Below are 17,127 nucleotides of genomic sequence, written 5' to 3'. Positions count from 1 at the left end.
GAAGAGGACCACATGACCCATTCGCCCGCAGTATCCGAACCGTCCGCGTCCCCCCGCCGCGTCCTGCTCGCCTCTCCCCGCGGCTGGTGCGCGGGCGTGGACCGCGCCGTGCTCGCCGTCGAGAAGGCCCTGGAGCAGTACGGGGCGCCCATCTACGTCCGCCACGAGATCGTGCACAACAAACACGTCGTGCGGACCTTGCGGAACAAGGGCGCCATCTTCGTCGAACGTACGGACGAGGTACCCGAGGGAGCCATCGTCCTGCTCTCCGCCCACGGCGTCGCCCCCACCGTCCACGCCGAAGCCGCCGCGCGCAACCTCGCGACCATCGACGCGACCTGCCCGCTGGTCACCAAGGTCCACCGGGAAGCCGTCCGGTACGCACGGGAGGACTACGACATCCTCCTGATCGGCCACGAAGGACACGAAGAGGTCATCGGCACCAGCGGCGAGGCCCCGGACCACATCACCGTGGTCGACGGCCCGGACGACGTCGGGAACCTCTCCGTACGCGACGAGTCCAAAGTCGTCTGGCTCTCGCAGACCACCCTCTCCGTGGACGAGACCATGGAAACCGTCGACGCCCTCAAGACACGCTTCCCGCACCTGACCTCCCCGCCCAGCGACGACATCTGCTATGCCACGCAGAACCGCCAGATCGCGGTGAAAAAACTCGCCGAGGACGCCGAACTCGTCATCGTCGTCGGCTCGCGGAACTCCTCCAACTCCGTCCGCATGGTCGAGGTCGCCCTCGACGCCGGCGCGCCCGCCGCCCATCTGGTCGACTTCGCCCACGAGATCGAGGAAGCCTGGCTGGAAGGCGTCACCACGGTCGGTCTGACGTCGGGCGCCTCCGCCCCCGACGTCCTGGTCGACGGCGTTCTGGAATGGCTCGCCGAGCGCGGCTACGACGACGTCACCACGGTGACGACCGCCGACGAATCCATCACCTTCGCCCTCCCCCACGAGCTGCGCCGCGATCTGCGGTGACACGACGAACACGCGGTCGCTAGACCTCTGTTCCGGGTCCCGGAAGGCGCGGAAACGCGGAAGGGCGGTATCGGATTCCTCCGATACCGCCTGCGACCTGCCCCTCGCCCCACAGCCCTCGCCGAACTCATTGACAGCGGACTGACCCCCTGTCACTGTCTCGTCTGACAGCGGCAGTTCCCGGAGAGAGCCCCCAGGACACCGCCGCTCGACTCCCCCCACCCGCGTCTCCCGCGCAGCTGAGTCAACGCCGATGTGGGAGCGCTCCCAGAGAGGGCTGCACTCATGAGAAAGATGATGCGTACGCTCGCCATGTCGGCCTTCGCGTGCCTCCTCCTGCCCCTCGGCACCGGGCGGGCCGACGCCGGCGCCCTGGCCGATCCGATCGGCATGACCAGCGGGTTCTACGTGGATCCGCACTCGAATCCGGCCGCATGGGTCGCGGCGAACCCCGGCGACGGACGGGCGCCGGCGATCCGGGACAACATCGCCTCGCGCCCCATGGCCCGGTGGTTCGGTTCCTGGAGCGGTGACATCGGGGCCGCGGTGGGCTCGTACGTGGGAGCCGCGGACGCCGCCGACAAGCTTCCCGTCCTGATCGCCTACAACATCCCCGGCCGCGACGCGTGTGGCGGCCACTCCGGCGGCGGGGCGGGTTCCCCGGCGGCGTACCGCGCCTGGATCTCCGCCTTCGCCTCGGCCATCGGCGGGCGGCCGGCGCTGGTGGTGATCGAGCCCGACTCCCTCGGTGACTTCAGCTGTATGTCCCAGCAGCAGATCGACGAGCGCAACGGCATGCTCAGAGACGCCCTGGGGCAGTTCTCCGCGCACGCGCCGAACACGTGGACGTACCTGGACGCCGGAAACCCCGGCTGGATCGACGCGGGCACCATGGCCCGGGCCCTCGACGGCGCCGGGGCGCGACAGGCGCACGGCTTCGCGTCGAACATCTCGAACTACTACGGCAACGGACGGAACATCAGCTACGGCAACGCCGTCAACTCGGCGCTGTCGGCGTCGTACGGTTACACGAAGCCCTTTGTCATCGACACCAGCCGCAACGGCAACGATTCCAATGGCGAGTGGTGCAACCCCGGAGGGCGGAGGCTGGGGGCCGCCGGCCAGACGGGCGGCGGAGCCGAGATGCTGCTGTGGCTGAAGACTCCCGGTGACTCCGACGGCAACTGCGGAGTCGGCGCCGGCTCCGCGGCCGGTCAGTTCCTCCCGGAAGTCGCGTACAAGATGATCTTCGGATACTGAGCCGGTCCGATTCGTCACCCCTGTGGGCCGCGCCCTCCCGGTCGCGGCCCGCGGTCACCGGTGACGGCACGGTGCAGTGGCGGTGAGACCGTCGCCCGCTGATGAACCGGGGCGGGCTCGTCGGCCGGCCCGTCGGAACCGCCATGCCCGGCCGGCCGGGTCATGACAGTGGTGAGACGCGTGAACCGATCTTGTCCGTGGTCTCCATCGGGACTCGGGTGCCGTTGAGGAACAGGCTGAGCATGCTGAACCAGGCGATCGTCGTGACGTATTTGCGTGTTCCGACGTCACCGAAGGCGCCCAGGAGGGACCTCAGTGTGTGGTCGGTGAGTGTCCCGCTGGTGAGCAGCTCATCGGTGGCCCTGGCCAGTAGTTCATACTCCCGATCGATTCCCTCCGCCGGACCGTCCGCCACGAGGGAGTCGATCTCGGCTTCGGTGAGGCCTGCGTTCGCGGCCATCTGCTCGTTCGCCTGCCATTCGTAAGGGCAGTTCAGAATCGAAGCGGCGCGCAGGATGATCACCTCGCGGTGCTTCGGATCGATGCCGGACGTACCGAAGACCGCCTTCACCATCCCCATCAGCGCCGGGTACATGTCCTCGGTGCCCGCGAACATCTTCAGTACGTGCAGAGTGGTGTCGGGATCGTAGCCCTTGCCGACGATCTTCCCGATGTCCGCTTCGTCAGGGAGCGGGACTGCGACCTCCGACGCGTAAGGAGCGGGCCTGGCCATGGTTCTTCTCCTTCTGAAATGGACAGCTGCCCGACCGCGGGGACCGTCCCGTCGCACCGCCGACAAGCGGCTCGGGCTACGGACAGCCTCGGCCACAGCACGGTGACCGAACGGCGCCGCTCATTCCCCCTCTGCTCTCACGGTGCGCGCGCCGCCCGGGTCGCGCAACCGGTGCCTGCGGGCATCGCCGGCCGGAAACGATCAATCGGCCTCCACGACCACTCGAAGCGAAGAAGGATTGATGCACCTTTTGCCGAATCCGGTGAAGTTGCACGAGAACGGCTACCCCCCGGCGTAACGCCGCAGGTTACGGAGCCTGCTCCTGCTTCGGGTGCGTGTTGGATCCGGTCGACGTCCCGGAACGGTGTGTGGCTACGCCGAGGGGGCGTGAACTGCCAGCCACCGTCCCCTTCTCGCGCAGGCGAGCGGCGATCGTCGCCACCGTCGTCCTGTCCACATCACGGTCGAGTGCCGCGTCGATCCGCCGGGGCTCCTACGCCGGCGTGCGCAGCGGCGACTCCCGTGACGTACGGCACGGCACCACCCCCCGCCAATTTCTACATCATGTAGTAGCTTCTCGTAGCAGCCCCCTGGCCGCACGCCAGAGCCCCGCAGGGTGGCGACCATCCTTCGCGCGCCTTCAGGAGGCCGATCCGCCATGCCCCGCCGCCCTCAGGTGAACGACAGCCGGCCCGACCGGCCCACCCCTCGCCCACTCCGACGGATCATGATCATCTCCGCACGCGTGGGCGCGGGCCACGACGGCGCCGCCTCCGAGCTGAGCCGGCGCCTGGAGGACGCCGGCTTCGCTGTGGACCGGCGCGACTTCCTCGATCTGCTGCCCGCCGGACTGGGCCGGCTGCTGGCCGCCACTTACCACCGCATACTCACCCGGGCCCCCAGCGGCTACCAGCGCCTCTACGCGTCGACCGAACACCTCGCCCGCCCCGGGCTGTTGGTGCGCTCCTTGATCCGCTCCTGCCAACGGCGCACGCTCCGGGCCGTCGCGCCCGGTACGGTCGCCGTCGTCTCCACGTATCCCGGCGCGAGCCATGTGCTCGGCGGACTGCGCCTGGCGGGCCGGCTGCGCGTGCCGGCCCTCACCTACCTGACGGATTTCTCCGTCCACCCGCTGTGGGTCGCGCCGGGTATCGACGCGCACCTCGCGACCCACCCGGTGCCCGCCGGGCAGGCACAGGCGTGGGGAGCGGCCCGGGTGACCGTGGTGAGCCCCGTGACCGGTGAGAAGTTCACTCCGGTGCACGACAGCGCGCGCAGAGCGGCACGCGCGGCGTTCGGCCTGCCCGCCGGCCAGACCCTGGCCCTGGTCGTCGCGGGTTCCTGGGGCGTCGGTGCCGTACGGGAGTCGGCCACGGAGATCCTGCGGGGCGGGGTCGCCGTCCCTGTTGTCGTGTGCGGCGCCAACGAGGTGCTGGCGGCGCGGTTGCGCGCCGACGGCTTTCCGTACGTCCGCGGCTGGGAGACCGACATGCCGGGCCTGATGCGGGCCTGCGACATCCTGGTCCAGAACGCGGGCGGTCTCACCTCGCTGGAGGCGTTCGCCAGCGGACTGCCCGTCGTCAGCTTCCGCTGCATACCCGGTCACGGTCAGACCAACGCCGCTGCCCTCGACGAGGCCGGGCTCGCTGTCTGGGTACGGGATCCGGCGGCCCTCGGAAACGTACTCACCTCGCTCGCCACCGGGGCGCTCGGCGAACGGCAACGCGCCTCAGGACTCCGCCTGTTCACGTCGGAACCAGGGCCGGCCGCGGTGATCACCACCGTCGTCGGCGAACACGGCGCCCGTCACGAGCCGGTCACGCACCACCCCCGCGCGGTGCGGCGTGGTGTGAGAACGGTGGCGGTGGCCCTGGCCGGTGTGGCCGCCTTCGGGATCGCCGCGCCCGCCCAGGCCGCCGACGTGGTCCCGGCCCGCTTCGCCACCGCCGCGCACCACCTGATCGAGAGGTACGAACTGTGAGCCACCACGCGGCACGGACCGCCGGCGACCTCCGCACCCGCGCCGGTCTGCTGGCGGCCGGTCTGGCCTCGGCCGCCGCCGCGGCCCACTCCGCCCCGGCCGTCTCCGCCTTCGGCCCGTTGCGCAACCGGCTGATGCCCCGCCTCGCCGGGCAGGGCCGCCCGGACCATGTCGCGCTCACCTTCGACGACGGGCCCGACCACCTGTCCACGCCGCACTTCCTCCGGCTCCTGGAGAGCCGGGGGGTGCGTGCGACCTTCTTCCTGCTGGGCTCCATGGTGGTCAGGTCGCCCGGTCTCGCCAGGGAGATCGCCGCCGCGGGACACGAGGTCGCCCTTCACGGCTGGGCCCACCGGCCACTGCCCCTGCGTCACCCGCGTGCCGCCCGCGACGACCTCGCGCGCGGCCGGGACCTGCTGGCAGACGTGCTGGGCGAGCCGCCCCGGCTCTTCCGGCCGCCGTACGGGCTGATGACCACCGGTGCGCACCTCGCCTGCCGCGAACTGGGCCTGGTGCCCGTGCTGTGGACCGCGTGGGGCGAGGACTGGCGGGCCCGCGCCACTCCTCGTTCCGTGCATGACACCGTTATGGGGTCCCTTCGCGGCGGCGGTACGGTCCTGCTCCACGACTCCGACCGCACTTCGGCGACCGGGTCGTGGCGTGCCACTCTCGGCGCGCTTCCCCGGCTTCTCGACACCTTCGGTGCCCGTGGCTGGGAGACAGGTCCGCTCCGTGCCCACGGAGGTGCATTCGGCGACCGGTCGGCCCGCCCGGTGGCCTTGGCACGGCAGGCGGCGCGGTCTGCTTTCTACAGCGAGTAGTAGGATCGACCGACCCGTGCCGACGGCGCGCGCCCGCGCTCGGGGCCGCCGGAGCGGGACGACCGGGCACGCGACGAAGGGAGTGGGCGCGGTGGGAGACGAGGGAACGGCACCCCCGGGCCGGCGAGCCCCTGGCGAGCTGGAGAACGAAGTACTGACGGCGCTGTGGGCCGTCGGCGGGCCGGCGACCGCCGCGACCGTGCGCGAGCACGTCGCGGGGAACCCCGCGCACACCACCGTGCTCACGATCCTCTCCAGGCTCCACGACAAGGGTCTGGTCAGCCGGGAACGAGCCGGCCGCGGGCACGCCTACACCCCCGTGCGGGACGAGGCGGGACACACCGCCGCGGGCATGCGGGCCCTGTTGGAGAAGGGCGGTGACCGGGCCGCCGTACTCGCCAAGTTCGTGTCCGGCCTTCCCGCCGAGGACGAAGAGCTGCTGGAGCGCCTCCTCCGCGGACACGCGGAGGGCTGAGCGATGCGCGTCGTCGTCTTCCTGCCCTTCGTTGTCAGCGGGCTGCTGGCGGTTTCCGCCCCCTGGGCAGGACGCCGGTTGCCACCGAGAACCGCCTCCTGGCTGCTGACCGCCGCGTCGACGGTGGCGGCCGGGGGCTGGACGGCCGCGCTGAGCATGCTCGCGTTCACTCTCGTCGGGCAGGTCCCGGCGGTCGCGGAGGAGGGACGCTGGTCCCCGGGTGCCCTGGCCGCGAGCACGCCGGTGAACCGGACGGTGGCCGCCGGCGCCACGCTGCTGCTCGCCGGATGTGTCGCCGCGTTGGCGGTCGCGGCCTGGCGCCGGGCCCGGCTGCTCGTCGCGGCCCGGCGGGAGTCCCGCCTCCACCCCGGCCGGGGAGACCTGGTCGTTCTTGACGATCCGGTGCCGACCGCCTTCGCGCTGCCCGGGTCGCCGGGCCGCGTGGTGGTCTCCTCCGGCATGCTGCGCGCCCTGTCCGCCGACGAGCGGCGCGCGCTGATGGCCCATGAGCGGGCCCACCTTCACCATCGCCATCATCTGTTCCTCCTGGTGCTCCAGCTGACGGCGGCGCTCAACCCCCTGCTGCGGCCCGTCGCGAACGCGGGCGGTTTCGCACTGGAGCGGTGGGCCGACGAGCACGCGGGCACCGTGGTGGCCGACCGGCCGCTGGTGGCGAGGGCCGTCGCGCGGGCGGCGCTGGCCACCAAACGGGGAGCGCGGCCCGCTCTGGCCGCGACGGGAGGCCCCGTACCGCAGCGTGTCCGCGCACTGCTCAGCCCCCTGCTCCCGTACCGGCGGCGGTGGGTGGCGGCACTGTCCTTCCTGATGATCGTCTGCTGTGTCAGCGTACTGATGTCGGCGCAGGACATGGACCAGCTGTTCGACGCGGCTTCGTACGCCCCCTTCGCGTCGCGGCGCTGACCTCCGGACGAGACGCCTCACCGCTCAGGCGGCGTTCAGGTACCCCGTGTCAGCCTGCGTGCCATGACACCCCCTATCGACACGCCGGTCACCAACGGTTCGCCCGCTCGCCTCTCGCGACGCCGGATGCTGAACAAGGTCCCGGAGATCACGCTCTACTTCTGGATCATCAAGATCCTCTGTACGACGGTGGGCGAGACCGCCGCCGACCTGCTCGACGCGAACCTCGGTCTCGGTCTGACCGTCACGTCGCTGGTCATGACGGCCGCTCTTGTCGGCACGCTCTTCTTCCAGTTCAGGTCCGAGCGGTACGTGCCGGGAATCTACTGGCTGAGCGTCGTCCTGATCAGTGTGGTCGGCACTCTCGTCAGCGACAACCTCACCGACAACCTCGGTGTCTCCCTCACCGTCACCACACCTGTCTTCGCCGTCCTGCTGGCCGTCAGCTTCACCCTCTGGTACGTGAGCGAGGGGACCCTGTCGATCCACACCATCCGCACCACCCGCCGCGAAGCCTTCTACTGGCTCGCGATCCTGTTCACCTTCGCCCTCGGCACCTCGGCCGGTGACCTGACCGCGGAACGCCTGCACCTGGGTTACTGGCTCTCCGCCCTGCTGTTCGGCGCACTGATCGCCGTCGTCGCCGTGGCCCACCGTCGCCTGGGACTGGGCGCCGTCCTCGCCTTCTGGATCGCGTACGTCCTGACCAGGCCTTTCGGCGCTTCGATCGGCGACTATCTCTCGCAGGCGCGGTCGGACGGCGGGCTCGGCCTCGGCACCGTCGGGACCAGTGCGCTCTTCCTCGCCGCCATCCTGGGCCTGGTGTCCTATCTGACCGTCACGCGGCGCGACGTGGTTCCGGACGGGCCGGAGCCGAGCTGACCCGCCGAGCCGCGAACGGATCTCATCCCAGGGGCAGTACGACCACGAACCGCGCACCCGATGCACCGGATTCCAGCGTGATGTCGCCTCCCGCCGCACGCGCCAGCCGACGGGCGAGCGCCAGACCCAGCCCCGCGCCGTCATGACCGTCCGCCGGGTCGCCGCGGCGGCCCGGCTCGAACACACCGGATCCGATGGCCCGCGGCACGCCGGGCCCGTCGTCCTGGACCACGATCCGCACCGCTCCCGCCGTCACCGCGCACTCCACCACGACGCCGTCGACCGCGTAGCGGCGGGCGTTGTCCAGCAGGGGGGCCAGGATCCGTTCGGCGACGGCGGCGGACACGCCCGCGACGGCCGGGCCCGCCGCCCGTACGGTGAGGGGCGGCGCGCCCGGAAACCCGGTCCATCCCCGGCGGACAGTCGTACGCGCCAACTCGGCCGTGTCGCACCGGCCCGGGGTCTGCCCGCCGCGCGTCCGGGCCTCGGACAACAGCGTGTCGCAGATCTCGCGCATGGTGGCGGCGGCGGAGGCGATGGCCGCGTGCGAGGTCCGCTGTTCCCCCTCCCCTCGCGGACGGGCCGCGAGCCAGTCGGTCTCGGCGATGACGCGAGCGAGCGGAGTACGAAGCTCGTGGGACAGTTCGGCCGACTGCTGCCGCTCGTGCCGGAGCACGGCGGTCAGGCGGTCCAGCAGTTCGTCGAGGCTCGCGGCGAGCGACGCCAGTTCGGCCGGCCGGGCAGCGGGCCCGAAACGCCGGGCGGCACCGTGCTCACTCCACCGCGCCGCCCGGGCGCTCATCTCGGCGACCGGCAGCAACGCCCGGCCGACGACCTTGCGGGTGACGAGGTAACTGCCGCCCAACAACAGAACGGCCAGCCCCACGGACCCGGCGAGTACGGTATCGGCGCTGCTGCGGTACGGGTCCAGCGAGACCGACGCCACCACGGTCCCCACCTGGCTCCCGCCCGAGACCACCGGCAGCGCGTAGAAGCGGGTGGCGTACGGATCGGGACTCTGGGCGAAGGCGGAACCCTGCCCGGCCAACCGGTCCGCGGTGGCCTCGGAGGAGGCACCGGCGGGCCTTTCGATCACGGAACCGCCCCGATAGATCCAGACCCCGACATCAAGAGCGCGGTCGTCGACCGGTTCGCGTACGGCAAAACGGCCGTCGGACCGGACCTCGATCGTGGAGGCCACCGCGGTGGCCCGGGTCCGCAGCAGGTCGTCGGCCTCCTGGCGAAGCCGGGCGCCCAGGACGGCGTTGAAGGCGACAGTCAGCAGCACCACCCAGCCGCCCGTGGTCACCAGCGCGAGCAGCGCCAGCCGACCGCGCAGGGTGACGGGCAACGGTACGCGCCGTGCCCAGCGCCTCAGGCGCGACCCCCGACGGCGCGGCGGGCTCACGGCCCGTCCCCCGGTCACGGTCATCCGAACCGGTAGCCGACGCCACGCACCGTACCGATGGCCCGGAGGCTGTCCGCCTCCCGCAGCTTGCGCCGCAACCTCGCGAGGTACTGGTCCAGCGTGTTGTCGCTGACCAGCGCTCCCTCCGGCCAGGCCGCCCGCTGGAGTGTGCGCCTGCTGACGACCGCGCCCGGCGTTCCCATCAGGCAGGCCAGCAGCCGGAACTCCGTCGGCGTGAGGGCAACCGGTTCCCCGTGCACCTCCAGGGCATGCCGTACGGGATCGAGACGCACGCCCTCGACCTCGACCGACCGCTCGGGGCCCGCACGACGCAGCGCGGCACGTACGCGTGCGGCCAGTTCGGCCAGGTGAAAGGGCTTGGTCACGTAGTCGTCCCCTCCCGCCGAGAAACCCGAGAGCCGGTCGGTGAGGTTGTCGTGCACGGTCAGGAAGATCACCGGGGCGGCCAGGCCCGCCGCACGCATCGCCTGGCACACGTCCCGCCCGTCCGAGTCCGGCAGACCCACGTCGAGGACCACCGCGTCCACGGGGCCGCGCGCGCAACGCAGCGCGCTCGCGCCGTCGGCGGCCGTCAGCACGTCGAAGTGCTCCTCGCGCAGACCACGGGCGAGGACATCACGCAGGCCGTGATCGTCTTCGACGACCAGCACGCGCGGAAGGTCCGCGGGCCCCGTACCACCCTGAGGAACCCGCTTCTCCGGCAACGGAATCGCTTCACGCCCTCTCATCGTCTACAGTCTAGTAGACCGTCTACACAACTGTAGTCCTTCGCGTGTGGTTCTTCAGGGGCGGGCGCCGTCCCCTCCGCCACCTCTTGAGAGGTCGTGCCGTGGCAATGGTCCCGCTCGCCCAATCGCTGGCGGTGAACGTTCTGGACGCCGGCTCACTGCTCTCCGCCTTCGGGGCTCTGGGTATCGCCGTCGTGCTGTTCGCCGAGACCGGCCTCCTCGTGGGGTTCTTCCTGCCGGGCGACTCACTGCTGTTCACCGCCGGCCTGCTCTGCGTCGACGGCTCGCGGGGTTCGGGGCACCTGTCACTCCCCCAGGTACTCGCGGCGGCGGTCGTCGGCGCGCTGGCCGGCGCGCAGGCGGGGTTCTGGATCGGGCGCCGCGGCGGCCGGGCGTTGCTCGCCCGCGGCCGGGCGAAACGACTGCGCGAAGGAGCGGCGCGGGCCGAGGAACTGCTCACCCGGTACGGCCACGCCAAGGCCATCGTCCTCGCCCGCTTCGTACCGGTCGTGAGGACCGTCCTCAACCCGCTCGCGGGAGCGCTGGACGTCCCCGCGAGGGTCTTCCTGCTCTGGCAGACCGTCGGTGGTGTGATCTGGACCGCCGGACTCGTACTCGCGGGATACGCCCTGGGCTCGTCGATCCCCAACGTCGACCGCTACCTGCTCCCGATGGTGGCGGTGGTGGTGATCGTCTCCCTGATCCCGCTCGCCCTGGAACTGCGCCGCGCCCGTACGCGCGGGCGGGCAGGCGAGGGTGACATGCCGTGAGCGGTCCACGACCGGGAACAGCCGTCCTTGCGTGCGCCTCGGCAACACTGTTCACCGCACTCGCGGTCCTGGTCGCCGTACGGCACGGGACGCCGCTCCCGGGCGACGGGGCCACGCACACCTGGTCCGTGCGGCACCGCCCCCACCTCGCCGTGAGCCTGGCGCGCGGGATCACCGCGACCGGGACGGGCCCCTGGCCCTACCTGATCGCCATGGTCGCCGGCCTGTTGGCCGGTCGCACGACGTCGGAGCGGTTGCGAGCCGGCGCTCTCGCGCTCACGGTCCTTTTCCTGGGGCAGGCGTTCCGCTACGGCCTGCTGGCGCTGATCGCCCGGCCACGACCGGCCCTGGCCGACTGGGCCACCCACGCCTCAGGGTTCTCCTTTCCCTCCGGCCACGCCACCACCTCGGCCTTGGCGGGCGGCCTGCTGTACTGGGGAATCAAGCGGCACACCGCACGCGCCTCCGCGGATCCCGGCGCCGCTTCCACCGACGGCGGCCCCCCGTTCCGCCGCGCCCGCAGCCGTCTCATGTGGACCGTTCGCGTTCTGCCGCTCGCCTGGGCGGCGGCCGTCGCCCTCACCAGGATCTACCTCGGCGTGCACTGGGCCAGCGACGTGATCGGCGGCTGGCTCTACGCCACGGCATGCCTCACGGGCGCCGCCCTCCTCGTACGCACGCGGCCGTCGCGACCCGGCTCCTGACCAGCCGTCGCCCTGCCCGGCGGCTCGGAGCGACGGCCGCGACAGCCGTCGCGAAGCCTTGATCGCCGAAGCCGCCAAAGCCGCCGAACCGCTGACGGCAGTCGTCCCCTGTTCCGCGATCGTTCAACTCCCCGCCCCCGACTTAGGTGTACATCACACCTAGGGTCCCTAAGGGTTCACAAGGGAGGGATCGATGGACACGTTCTCCACCATCCGGGCGCGCGGGATATCCAAGTCGTTCGGCGACGTCATCGCACTCGACGGCGTCGATCTGGAGGTGACGCGGGGCCAGATCCACGGCTTGGCCGGGCCGAACGGCGCCGGCAAGACCACACTGCTCGGCCTCCTACTGGGCCTGGCCGTCGCCGACAGCGGTGAACTGGACGTACTCGGCACGCCGGTGGGACGGGCTCTTGCCGCTCCCGACGGGGTGGCGGGCTTCGTGGACGGGCCCGGCCTGTACCCCTCGCTCACCGCCAGGCAGAACCTCGCCGCCCTGGCCGCCCTGCGCGGCTACGACAGGCGGACCGCGGGGATCGATGACGTACTCGACCAGGTCGGGCTCACCGATGTCGCCGACGACCGGGCCCGCGGCTTCTCCCTCGGCATGCGCCAGCGGCTCGGTCTCGCCGCCGCGCTCCTGACCAAACCCCGCGTGCTCGTGCTGGACGAACCTTCCAACGGCCTCGACCCGGCCGGCGCGAAACACGTCCACGGCGTCCTCACCCGGCTCGCGGCGGACGGGACCAGCGTCGTGCTCTCCAGCCACCGCATGGACGACCTCGAAGCACTCTGCTCCGAGGTCACCATCCTCTCCACCGGGCGCGTCGTCTTCTCCGGCCCGCTGAGTGAACTGGCCCCCGAGAGCCGGGAACTGGACTACCGGCTGCGCACCTCGGACCCGCGGGCGACCCGCCGACTGGCCGCCGCCAGGGGGATCCGGGTCATCGATGGCGCCGCGCCACGCCACGACGCACACGTGCTGATCGTACGAGCCCTGGTTCCGGCCCTCGACGAACTCGTGGTGAGCCTCGTGCGGTCAGGTGTCGCGCTGCGTGAACTCGCCCCGGTCGTCTCGCCCCTTGAGGCGGCCTTCCTCGCCCTCACCGAGCAGCAGGAGGCCACCCCATGACCGCGACGACCGCGACTCTTGTCACCGGGCCGGACACGCCCCTCGCCACGCGCCCTGTCTCCGTCGCACGCTGCTATCGCTTCGAACTCGTCAAACTGGTCTCCCAGTGGCGCATCCGCCTGGTGGTCCTCGCCTGCTGGATCGCCCCGGCGCTCTTCGTCGCGGCGGTGAGCCGGCAGGGCTCCCTCCCCGTCGACACCCTCTTCGGCCGGTGGATGCACGCCACGGGCTGGGCCGGTCCGCTGGTCGTTCTCGGTTTCTCCGGCCAGTGGGCGCTTCCCCTGCTGACCTCGCTGGTGGCCGGCGACGTGTTCGCCGCCGAGGACCGCCTCGGCACCTGGCGCCACCTGCTCGTCGCGATCCGATCGCCGCGGCGGATCTTCGCGGCCAAGGCACTGGCGAGCCTCACGGTCATCGTGCTGCTCGTGGGAGGACTGGCCGGCTCCAGCGTCGTCGGTGGCGTGGCCGCTGTCGGCGACCAGCCGCTGGTGGGTCTGGACGGCGATCTGCTGTCAACGGGGGACGCGGCGGGCAAGGTTCTTCTCGCATGGGCCTGTGTACTCGCCCCGACCCTGGCCCTCGCGGGGATCGGACTGCTCGGTTCGGTCACGCTCGGACGCTCCCCGATGGGGCTTCTGCTGCCGGCGCTCGTGGCGCTGGCGATGCAGCTCGCCCAGATGCTGCCCCTCCCCGTCCCCGTACGCCTGGCGCTGCCCGGTTACGCCTTCATCGGCTGGAAGGGCCTGTTCACCACTCCCGAGCAGCTCGGCCCGCTGCTGATCGGCATCGTTGTCAGCCTGGTGTGGGCCGTCATCGCGACGGTCCTGGCCCATCTGCTCTTCCTCCGGCGCGACTTCACGAGCCTCGCGGACGGCGCGTCGCCCCGCCGCGCCCTCGCCGCCGGAGCCCTCCCGCTCGTCGGTCTGCTCGCCGTGTCGGTCGGGGTCGTCACGGCCGCCGTGCCGAGCACAGGCTCCGGGATCCAGCAGACCAAGGTGGAGAACTCACTCGCCGTCGCCTTCGCCCATCTCTACCGCCAACAGACCGACGAACTGCACCGACCCGACGTGACGGAAGCAGAGCTGAAGTCCTCGGCGGCCTGCACCAAGGGCGGCCTCTCGGACAACGCCGAAGGGGCGGGCAACGACTGGCGCTGTGTCGTCTCCTGGCATCTCCCCGACATCGAGGCCACCGGCACGGCCGTCTACCAACTCGACATCACTCCGGACGGGCGGTTCGTCGCCGATGGCGACGGGCCGAAGGAAGTGAACGGCTACTTCCTGGTGCGCACACCGATCGGTGACGCGCCCAATCCGCTGTGGCAGTTCGACGGCAATGTCGATCTGCTCGGCACCACGAAGGGATAATCCCATGCAGGTAACACGCCGCAGGCGTCACCAGGAGGAGCTGTCTTCCTCCGCGAACAGAGGCCTCGGACGCCGCGTCCCCCTCATGACAGCGGGCATCACCGTCCTCGCCGTTGCCGCGGCGGGCACCGCTTTCGCCCAGACAGACCAGTTCGGCAGGCAGCGGGTCGGCCAGACGACCGCCAAGGGCCAGGTCATCTCGAGTGATCAGTACCTGGCGCCGTACGGCAAGCGGGCGCTCGTGAGCGACGGCAAGATCATGTCGTCGTCCGTCAGCCCGGACGGGACCCACATGGCCGCCTCGGTCACCGACGGCGGCGCGGTGCTGAACATCATCGACCTGAAGACCTGGAAGGTCCAGCAGGTCATAGGCAGCGGCGCGACCGCCGATCTGAAGATCAGCGGCGGGGACGTGGGCCAGGAAGCCCCCGCCTACTCGCCCGACGGCAAGCACCTGTGGCTGGGCCGTACCGACGGCTACACCAAGTTCACCGTCAACGCGGACGGCAGCCTGTCCAGCCCGACCACCATCTCGATCCCGGCGGACGGGACCAAGCACGCGCTGGTGGCCGCGGCGGTGTTCTCCCCGGACGGCTCCACCGTGTACGCGGCCGTCAACGGACAGAACCGGGTCGTCGCCGTCAACGCGTCGACCGGAGCCGTTCAGCAGAGCTGGGAAACCGGCAACGCCCCGCGCGGCATGGTCCAGGTCGGTGGCAAGCTCTACGTCAGCAACGAGGGCGGCCGTGCGGCGAGGCCCGGCGAGACCACCATCAACTCGTACGGCACCCAGGTGCCGGCGAACCCGGTGACCGGCGCCACAACCACCGGCACCGTCAGCGTCATCGACCTGAACAAGCCGCAGGCCGCCCCCACGAGCGTCGACGTGGGCCTGCACCCCACCGCCGTCTACGCGACGAAGAAGGCGGTGTTCGTCACGAACACCGCCGACAACACCGTCTCCGTCATCAACCCCAAGAACAACAAGGTCGTCCAGACCATCTCCACCCAGCCATGGGCGGAGGCGACAGTGGGCTACGAGCCCAACGCGGTGACACTCACCGACGACGGCCACCTCCTCGTGACGCTGGGCCGCGCCAACGCGGTCGCCGTCTACAAGTTCACCAGCGCCCAGGAACCCGTCAGCTACGTGGGTCTGCTCCCCACGGACTACTTCCCGGCCGAGGTCACCACGGTCGGGAGTGAAGTGGTCGTCTCCAACACCCGTGGCATCGACGCCCGTCGGACCACCGACAGCGACAAGCACGGCACCCACGACACCACTTCCAGCCTGACGCACTTCACGCTGCCCGGCGACAAGGCCATCAAGGCCCAGACCGACAAGGTCTTCCAGCAGAACGGCTGGACCAAGAACGCGGCACAGGCGGCGAAAGGCAAGAGCAAAGCCAAGGCCGTACCGGTCCCGAAGAAGATCGGGGACCCCTCGACGATCAAGCACGTCTTCCTGATCGTCAAGGAGAACCGGACGTACGACCAGCTCTTCGGCGACCTGCCCCAGGGCAACGGCGACCCGGCTCTCGCGGACTTCGGCGAGAACGTGACTCCGAACCAGCACGCGCTGGCCTCGCAGTTCGGGCTGTACGACAACACGTACGACATCGGCACCAACTCCGCCGAGGGCCACAACTGGCTGATGCAGGCCGACAACCCCGAGTACACCGAGTCCTCGGCCGGCGAGTACCTGCGCTCCTACGACACCGAGGACGACGCGCTCGGCCACCAGAAGAGCGGATTCCTCTGGACCGGCGCCCAGGCGGCCGGCAAGTCCGTCCGTGACTTCGGGGAGTTCCAGCAGTTCCTCACCAAGCCGTCCGGCGCCAGCTGGCAGAACCTGTACTGCGACAGCAAGAACATGCAGGCCACCGGGGACGCAACGGCCTACCCGCTGACCTCGTCCTCACCGATCCCCTCACTGAACGACGTGTCGGTGCCGGGCTTCCCGAAGTTCGACACCAGCGTCCCCGACCAGTACCGGGAACAGATCTGGAAGCAGGACTTCGAGAAGAACGGGCCTGCGAACCTGAACATGTTCTGGCTCTCCAGCGACCACACCGGAGGCCCCGCGAGCCCGGCCGCCCAGGTCGCCGACAACGACCTCGCGGTCGGCAAGATGGTCGACGAGATCTCCCACAGCACGTACTGGAAGGACTCCGCGATCTTCGTGGTCGAGGACGACTCCCAGGCCGGCCTCGACCACGTCGACGGCCACCGCGCCCCCGTCCAGATCATCAGCCCCTACGCCCAGCACGGCGGAGTCGACAGCCGCTACTACTCCCAGATCACGATGATCCGCACCATCGAGCAGATCCTCGGGATCCAGCCGATGAACCAGAAGGACACCGCGGCCACTCCGATGACCGGGGCCTTCACCAAGAAGCCCGACCTCACGCGGTTCAACGCCGTCACCAACCGGACGTCGCTGACCGACGGCCTGGCGACCGCGCCTTCCTGCGGCCTCGACACCCCCGCTCCGCAGGACCCGGAGGCGGAGGCCGTACCGGCCTCGAAGGTACCGGCGAGCATGAAGTCGACGGCGTCGACGTGGGACGAGTGGAAGTCGCACCAGCGCACGACCGGTACCCACGCGACGGCCGACTTCGCGAACCCGGAGCAGATGAACCACTTCACCTACTACCAGCGGTACAACTGGTCCAAGCCGTACCCGGGTGAGAAGAAGATCTTCACACCCAACGACGTTCCGGGGGCCTTCATCCCCTCGACGGACACCGACGGCTGACGCCCCACGGGCGACACCGCTCAGGGTCCCGGGCCGGCCGCCGCGCCGGCCCGGGACCGGTCCGGCGCGGCGCCACCGGCAACGCGGATGATGCCGGCGTGGGTGCGCGCGTGGATCATCTCGCCTCAAGGCCCGGGGGATTCCCGTGGCGAATTCCAGATAGGCCGCGCACGCCG

15 protein-coding genes are annotated in these 17,127 nt (G+C 70.8%); 12 read left to right on the top strand and 3 right to left on the bottom strand.

Features of this window, described 5'->3' with window-relative positions; translation table 11 throughout:
- Nucleotides 1-12: 12 nt before the first annotated feature.
- Nucleotides 13-990: a 4-hydroxy-3-methylbut-2-enyl diphosphate reductase gene (locus ACIO1C_RS00260; RefSeq protein ID WP_401856741.1), complete on the top strand. Its 978-nt coding sequence runs from the start codon at nt 13-15 to the stop codon at nt 988-990.
- 285 nt (nt 991-1,275) lie between these two features.
- The gene (locus tag ACIO1C_RS00255) at nt 1,276-2,250 is read left to right on the top strand and encodes a glycoside hydrolase family 6 protein (RefSeq protein WP_401856739.1); all 975 of its coding nucleotides are present in this window, start codon (nt 1,276-1,278) and stop codon (nt 2,248-2,250) included.
- A gap of 160 nt (nt 2,251-2,410) precedes the next feature.
- Here ACIO1C_RS00255 and ACIO1C_RS00250 read toward each other — a convergent pair whose 3' ends face one another.
- A complete protein-coding gene (locus tag ACIO1C_RS00250) occupies nt 2,411-2,983 on the bottom strand; it encodes a carboxymuconolactone decarboxylase family protein (protein ID WP_401856737.1) in 573 nt (190 codons plus the stop codon).
- A gap of 727 nt (nt 2,984-3,710) precedes the next feature.
- Here ACIO1C_RS00250 and ACIO1C_RS00245 point away from each other — a divergent pair.
- The 5 genes from ACIO1C_RS00245 (at nt 3,711) to ACIO1C_RS00225 (ending at nt 8,063) form a co-directional block, all read left to right on the top strand.
- Nucleotides 3,711-4,964 carry a glycosyltransferase gene (locus ACIO1C_RS00245; RefSeq protein ID WP_401856735.1) on the top strand — a complete coding sequence of 418 codons (1,254 nt, stop codon included), beginning with the start codon at nt 3,711-3,713 and terminating at the stop codon, nt 4,962-4,964.
- Nucleotides 4,961-5,785: a polysaccharide deacetylase family protein gene (locus tag ACIO1C_RS00240; RefSeq protein ID WP_401856734.1), complete on the top strand. Its 825-nt coding sequence runs from the start codon at nt 4,961-4,963 to the stop codon at nt 5,783-5,785. Before ACIO1C_RS00245 ends, ACIO1C_RS00240 begins: the two co-directional genes overlap by 4 nt.
- Before the next feature lie 91 nt (nt 5,786-5,876).
- Nucleotides 5,877-6,260, top strand: a complete 384-nt coding sequence (locus tag ACIO1C_RS00235) for a BlaI/MecI/CopY family transcriptional regulator (protein WP_401856733.1) — start codon at nt 5,877-5,879, stop codon at nt 6,258-6,260.
- 3 nt (nt 6,261-6,263) lie between these two features.
- Entirely contained in the window at nt 6,264-7,181 is a 918-nt protein-coding gene (locus tag ACIO1C_RS00230) for a M56 family metallopeptidase (protein WP_401856731.1), read from the top strand.
- A gap of 63 nt (nt 7,182-7,244) precedes the next feature.
- On the top strand, nt 7,245-8,063 hold the full coding sequence (locus ACIO1C_RS00225; RefSeq protein WP_401856729.1) for a hypothetical protein: 819 nt from the start codon (nt 7,245-7,247) through the stop codon (nt 8,061-8,063).
- A 22-nt stretch (nt 8,064-8,085) separates the two neighbouring features.
- Here ACIO1C_RS00225 and ACIO1C_RS00220 read toward each other — a convergent pair whose 3' ends face one another.
- Together ACIO1C_RS00220 and ACIO1C_RS00215 are read right to left on the bottom strand one after the other, a co-directional pair.
- On the bottom strand, nt 8,086-9,414 hold the full coding sequence (locus ACIO1C_RS00220; RefSeq protein ID WP_401856728.1) for an ATP-binding protein: 1,329 nt from the start codon (nt 9,412-9,414) through the stop codon (nt 8,086-8,088).
- 77 nt (nt 9,415-9,491) lie between these two features.
- Nucleotides 9,492-10,142 carry a response regulator transcription factor gene (locus ACIO1C_RS00215; protein ID WP_401856726.1) on the bottom strand — a complete coding sequence of 217 codons (651 nt, stop codon included), beginning with the start codon at nt 10,140-10,142 and terminating at the stop codon, nt 9,492-9,494.
- A gap of 185 nt (nt 10,143-10,327) precedes the next feature.
- Here ACIO1C_RS00215 and ACIO1C_RS00210 point away from each other — a divergent pair, with 185 nt between their 5' ends.
- The 5 genes from ACIO1C_RS00210 (at nt 10,328) to ACIO1C_RS00190 (ending at nt 16,951) form a co-directional block, all read left to right on the top strand.
- The gene (locus tag ACIO1C_RS00210) at nt 10,328-10,990 is read left to right on the top strand and encodes a DedA family protein (protein ID WP_401857958.1); all 663 of its coding nucleotides are present in this window, start codon (nt 10,328-10,330) and stop codon (nt 10,988-10,990) included.
- On the top strand, nt 10,987-11,694 hold the full coding sequence (locus ACIO1C_RS00205; RefSeq protein ID WP_401856724.1) for a phosphatase PAP2 family protein: 708 nt from the start codon (nt 10,987-10,989) through the stop codon (nt 11,692-11,694). The genes ACIO1C_RS00210 and ACIO1C_RS00205 overlap by 4 nt, the downstream gene beginning before the upstream one ends.
- A 193-nt stretch (nt 11,695-11,887) precedes the next feature.
- Nucleotides 11,888-12,826 (top strand): ABC transporter ATP-binding protein, encoded by a 939-nt coding sequence (locus tag ACIO1C_RS00200; protein ID WP_401856723.1) that lies wholly within the window; start codon nt 11,888-11,890, stop codon nt 12,824-12,826.
- A complete protein-coding gene (locus ACIO1C_RS00195) occupies nt 12,823-14,193 on the top strand; it encodes an ABC transporter permease (RefSeq protein WP_401856721.1) in 1,371 nt (456 codons plus the stop codon). The genes ACIO1C_RS00200 and ACIO1C_RS00195 overlap by 4 nt, the downstream gene beginning before the upstream one ends.
- Nucleotides 14,194-14,197: 4 nt before the next feature.
- Entirely contained in the window at nt 14,198-16,951 is a 2,754-nt protein-coding gene (locus ACIO1C_RS00190) for a phosphoesterase (protein ID WP_401856720.1), read from the top strand.
- Nucleotides 16,952-17,127: the final 176 nt, after the last annotated feature.

The organism is Streptomyces sp. NPDC087420, from assembly GCF_044744165.1.
Classification (GTDB): Bacteria; Actinomycetota; Actinomycetes; order Streptomycetales; family Streptomycetaceae; genus Streptomyces.
This window is presented reverse-complemented; position numbering and strand designations above follow the sequence as displayed.

Excerpts from the sequence above, each read along its gene's own strand:
- ACIO1C_RS00260 (WP_401856741.1), top strand. The coding sequence starts at position 13 with ATGACCCATTCGCCCGCAGTATCCGAACCGTCCGCGTCCCCCCGCCGC.
- ACIO1C_RS00255 (WP_401856739.1), top strand. The coding sequence starts at position 1,276 with ATGAGAAAGATGATGCGTACGCTCGCCATGTCGGCCTTCGCGTGCCTC.
- ACIO1C_RS00250 (WP_401856737.1), bottom strand. The coding sequence starts at position 2,983 with ATGGCCAGGCCCGCTCCTTACGCGTCGGAGGTCGCAGTCCCGCTCCCT.
- ACIO1C_RS00245 (WP_401856735.1), top strand. The coding sequence starts at position 3,711 with ATGATCATCTCCGCACGCGTGGGCGCGGGCCACGACGGCGCCGCCTCC.
- ACIO1C_RS00230 (WP_401856731.1), top strand. The coding sequence starts at position 6,264 with ATGCGCGTCGTCGTCTTCCTGCCCTTCGTTGTCAGCGGGCTGCTGGCG.
- ACIO1C_RS00225 (WP_401856729.1), top strand. The coding sequence starts at position 7,245 with ATGACACCCCCTATCGACACGCCGGTCACCAACGGTTCGCCCGCTCGC.
- ACIO1C_RS00210 (WP_401857958.1), top strand. The coding sequence starts at position 10,328 with ATGGTCCCGCTCGCCCAATCGCTGGCGGTGAACGTTCTGGACGCCGGC.
- ACIO1C_RS00200 (WP_401856723.1), top strand. The coding sequence starts at position 11,888 with ATGGACACGTTCTCCACCATCCGGGCGCGCGGGATATCCAAGTCGTTC.
- ACIO1C_RS00195 (WP_401856721.1), top strand. The coding sequence starts at position 12,823 with ATGACCGCGACGACCGCGACTCTTGTCACCGGGCCGGACACGCCCCTC.
- ACIO1C_RS00190 (WP_401856720.1), top strand. The coding sequence starts at position 14,198 with ATGCAGGTAACACGCCGCAGGCGTCACCAGGAGGAGCTGTCTTCCTCC.